We start from the raw sequence: 4402 nt of genomic DNA, 5'->3' as shown, positions 1-4402 counted from the left end.
GCCGACGCGCGCACAGGGATCTCCCCATGGGCGAAAGCGGATCGGATCGGCCGAGGGTCAGGCCTTCAGCTTGGCGGCCCTCTCCTCCCGCTCGAGGCGCCTGTCCTCCGCGGCAAGGATGAGATCGAGGCTGATCCCCGATCCGATGAAGATCGACGAGTAGGTTCCCACGAGGACGCCGACCAGGATGGCGAAGGCGAAGTCGTGGATCACGGCGCCTCCCATGAGCAGGAGCGTCTCGAGGGTGAGGATCACGCAGACGCCGGTGATGATCGTCCTGCTGAGCGTCTGGTTCAGGCTCATGTCGATCATGGCTGCGTCCGCCTGGCGGCCGCTTCCCTTCTTGCGCTCCCGCACCCGGTCGAAGACGACGATCTTGTCGTTGATCGAGTAGCCGGCGACCGTGAGGAGGGCCGCAATGACAGGGATCGTGATCTCCTTGTTCATGAACGAGAGAAACGCCATGACGACGAGGACGTCATGGGCGAGGGCGATGATCCCGCCCAGGCCGTACTTGAATTCGTAGCGGATGGTGACATAGGTGAGAATCAGCAGGAGGGAGATCAGGACCGCCCAGAACGCCTTGCCTCTCAGCTCGCGCCCGACCCGCGGACCGACGAACTCCTCCCTCAGCAGCTCTCCCTCTATGCCGGGCACCTTCTCCTTGACCAGCCGGAGCATCTGCGCGGAAGGAGACTGCTCCCCGGCCTGCCTCTCATCGGGCACGGGGATCCGGATCAGGAAGGTCCGCCCGCCCTCGCTCGCCTGGATCTCGGCGCCCGCCCATCCCCCCCCCGAGAGGGCCGCGCGAAGATCGTCCGCCTGGATGACGCGATCGAACCGGTACTCGACGAGGATGCCTCCCGCGAAGTCGACCCCGAGCCTGAATCCGCCCTTGACGATCAGCGAGGCCGCCCCGGCCAGGATGATCAGGGCCGACAGGATGTAGGCGTGCCGCCTGTACTTCATGAAGGGGATCTTCGATCCCACCAAGATCTGGAACATCTCTTTCCGCCTCTCCTCGTCTACCTACTCGCGATCCATCCGCGACCGTCTAGATCGAGAGCGAGCGCACGTTGCGTCGAGCCAGCAGGGCCCCGAAGATCATCCTCGCGACGAAGACCGCCGTGTAGATGTTCGCGATGAGCCCGATCCCCAGTGTGATGGCGAACCCCTTGATCGGCCCCGTTCCGAACCGGAAGAGGACGATCGCGCTGATCAGGGTCGTCAGGTTGGCGTCGAGGATCGTCCGCCATGCCCTATCGAAGCCGTTATCGATGGCCAGCCGGACCGTTTTGCCCGCCCGCAGCTCCTCGCGGATCCTCTCGAAGATCAGGATGCTCGCGTCCATGGCCATTCCGACCGTCAGGACGATTCCCGCGATGCCGGGCATGGTCAGCGTCCCGCGCAGGGCCGCCAGCCCCGCGAAGAGGAAGAAGACGTTCAGGGCCATGCAGATGATGGCGACCAGGCCGCTGCCTCTGTAGTAGAAGAGCATGAAGGCGATGACGACCAGCGCCCCCACGATTCCGGCCCTCATGCCCCCGGCAACCGAGTCGTGCCCCAGCGACGGCCCGACGGTCCGCTCCTCGACAACCTTTACGGGAGCCGGCAAGGCCCCCGCGCGGAGGATGATCGCCAGGTCCTTGGCCTCCGCGTCCGTGAAAGTGCCCGTGATCTGCGCCTGCCCCGTCGGGATCCGATCGCGGATCACCGGCGCCGAGGCGACCTTGTCGTCAAGGACGATGGCGAGCTGCCTGCCGATGTTGGCCCCTGTGATCTTCCTGAAGAGGTTCGCACCCTTGTTGGTCAGGGTCATCGAGACCCCCGGAGTGTTCGGCGCCCTCGGATCGAGGCCGAAGCGCATGATCGCGTTGGAGACCGCCTCCCCGGTCATCTCGGCGCGGCGGCTCAGCACGTAGAGGACCCGTCCCGTCTGCCCTTGGTCGAAGATCTCCGGCTGGGCGCTGAAGCCGATCGAGGCGTCGCGGGGAATCAGCGAGTCGACGTTCACCGACTCGAGCAACGCCCGCAGCTTGAGATAGTCGTTCTCGAGAACCCTGACGCCGCCGAAGCGGGACATGTCCGGATAGTCGAAGAGAAGATCGGTGACGGGATTGGCCACCATCAGGGAGTCGGCGAGGAGCGAGTCCGGAAGGTCGGCCGAGCGGCCCGCGAGCGCGCGGTTGATCCGGTCGATCACTTGCCGGGATTCCGATGCCTGCTTGACCAGCTTGAACTCGAGCTGGGCGGTCTGCCCGATGAGCTGCACGGCCCGGTGCTTGTCGAGAAGGCCGGGTAGCTGGACGAGGATCCTGTCCTCCCCCTGGCGCTGGATCAGCGGTTCGGCGACGCCGAACTGGTCGATCCGGTTGCGCAAGATCTCCATGGCGCGGTCGACGGCGTCGCGCACCGAGGCGTCGGAGGGAAGCTTGCTCTTGTCCAGTTCGAGAGCGAGGTGCATGCCTCCCCTGAGATCGAGACCCAGTTTCAGCGCCTTGCCCCGAAGCTCCCTCTGAACCGGATCCCTCGGGTCATTCCTCTCCGCCTCCGGCCTGCCATAGAGCTGGAAGGTCGGGAGGAGCGCATAGATGGAGAGAGCCACCAAGAGAACCAGGAGCAACAACTTCCACTGATACGACTTGTTCATCCCTCGTACGCCTCCGATGCGCCTTTGTGGGCGCAAACCACACGGAATCGGAGGCTATCCCGTCCGCGGTGGAGATGTCAACGCAAGAGGTCGGCCAAAGGGACGACCCGGGAGGGGCCGGCGAGCAGCGAGTCGGCGCTGGATCGCAGGAAGGCTAGGGTCGCCGGACGCGCATGGCCGATCAGGATTGCGCTCCCGGTGAGTTCGGCCAAACGACGGGCCTCGGCCAGGCGTCGCGCCATCGATCCGGGGGTCGGATCCTCCTCCCCATCCAGGAAGAGGTCGGCCGTGAGGCATTTCACTCCGGCGCGCGCGGCCTCGGCCGGGAAGATCGATGCGTCCGATGTCCCGCTGTCGAGGTAGAAGAGGCCGCGGCGCGCGAACTCCCCGAGGACCGCTCCGGCGATGGCGGGAACCTCGCTGGCCCGGCTGCCCATGTGGTTGCTCGCTCCGCCTACCCCGGCCAACTCCCGGAGGCTGCGGTCGAGGACCGACGCGATGGCCTCCCGCTCCATCCCCACGAGAATCGCGCCGGGACCGGGATCGTCCCTCGGGAAGCTCTTCGGCTCCATCGGCAAATGGAGTATCGGCTGGCGCCCCTTCTCGACCGCGCGTCGGACGGTCCAAGCGGAGCGCGCGTACCCCGGGAGGACCGAGGGAGTGATCGGGAAGGGAAGATCGAGGAAGGCCTCGGCCAGCTCCCCCTTCTCGTAGCCGAAGTCATCGATCACGATCGCGACCCTTGGATCCCCGGGCGGGGTCTCGTCCCTCATCACCCGGACCGAGTAGGTCCGCCCCCCGTGGCTCAGACGAAGATCTATGGCTCGCCCCAGATCCCGAACGTAATGCTCGGTCGCCGCCGAAATCGCGCCGCCCCAGTGGGAGACGGCCCTCTTGAGATCGGCGTTGACCTGGAAGCTGGATCCCCCGGGGGGAAGGAGGCAGATCAGGTCGATGCCCCGCTCGCCCGCGACCACCCGCAGGCGCCTGTCATTGAGGTAGGCCTCGATGATCCGCAGAAACGGATCCGCAAAGGCCTCGCGCCGCGTTCTCTCCGTCACGCCATGGTCGGGCGCGGCGGCGCGAGGAAGGACGATCTCGCCGGGCGCATCCTCCTCCTGCCTCCAGAGGATGCTGATCAGGACGACCCCGATCGCCAGGAAGAGGAGGGCCGCCCCGATCGGGAGCGGCCTGCCTGATGCGCGTCTCGGTTTGCGGGGCAACTTCGATCAGTTCATCGCGGCGAGAACGCCCCGGGGCTTGTCCTCCCAGAGGACGATCTGCCAGAGCTTCTTCTGCGAGACGGGGTCGATCTCGGCGGTCTCCTTGAAGTAGAAGTCGGCCTGGTCCCCCAGCACCTCGTAGAGGAGCTGGAGGCCCGATATCTCGTGCCGCGAGTCGACCTGGAGGTGAACCTCGGTCAGAGTCACCTTCGTCCAGGTCGTGTCGTACTGCTGGGCGGGAGTCTCGGGCCCCGCGGTGAAAGTGAGGCGGATCGTCTCGCAGCGGTAGCCGTCGACGTTCGCCTTGCTGCCGAAGAGGTTCGTGATGCTCTCGAGCTCATCGGCCCGCCCCCACTCCTCGGGGATATTGTTCGGTCCTCCCACATCCTGCGGCGAGAAGATGAACGTGAACTCCGGATGAAGCAGGGCCGTGTACTCGGTGATGTTCTTCTCGGTCCACGAGAGCCTCAGATTGAAGAGGACGTTCGAGATCGATGTCCTGACCTTGTAATCGGGCGGGGGGGGGGGC

At 65.8% G+C, this 4402-nt stretch carries 3 protein-coding genes; all 3 read right to left on the bottom strand.

Going from position 1 to position 4402, the window contains the following annotated elements; all coding sequences use genetic code 11:
- Positions 1-57: 57 nt before the first annotated feature.
- The 3 genes from secF to FJY88_12200 all read right to left on the bottom strand — a co-directional run bounded on the left by secF (position 58) and on the right by FJY88_12200 (position 3873).
- Positions 58-1005, bottom strand: coding sequence for a protein translocase subunit SecF (secF, locus tag FJY88_12210; GenBank protein ID MBM3288098.1), 948 nt, complete (start codon positions 1003-1005; stop codon positions 58-60).
- A gap of 49 nt (positions 1006-1054) precedes the next feature.
- On the bottom strand, positions 1055-2650 hold the full coding sequence (gene secD, locus FJY88_12205; GenBank protein ID MBM3288097.1) for a protein translocase subunit SecD: 1596 nt from the start codon (positions 2648-2650) through the stop codon (positions 1055-1057).
- Positions 2651-2727: 77 nt separating this feature from the next.
- Entirely contained in the window at positions 2728-3873 is a 1146-nt protein-coding gene (locus FJY88_12200; protein ID MBM3288096.1) for a divergent polysaccharide deacetylase family protein, read from the bottom strand.
- Positions 3874-4402 lie beyond the last annotated feature (529 nt).

This window comes from Candidatus Eisenbacteria bacterium (assembly GCA_016867495.1).
Taxonomy (GTDB): Bacteria; Eisenbacteria; RBG-16-71-46; order CAIMUX01; family VGJL01; genus VGJL01.
This window is presented reverse-complemented; position numbering and strand designations above follow the sequence as displayed.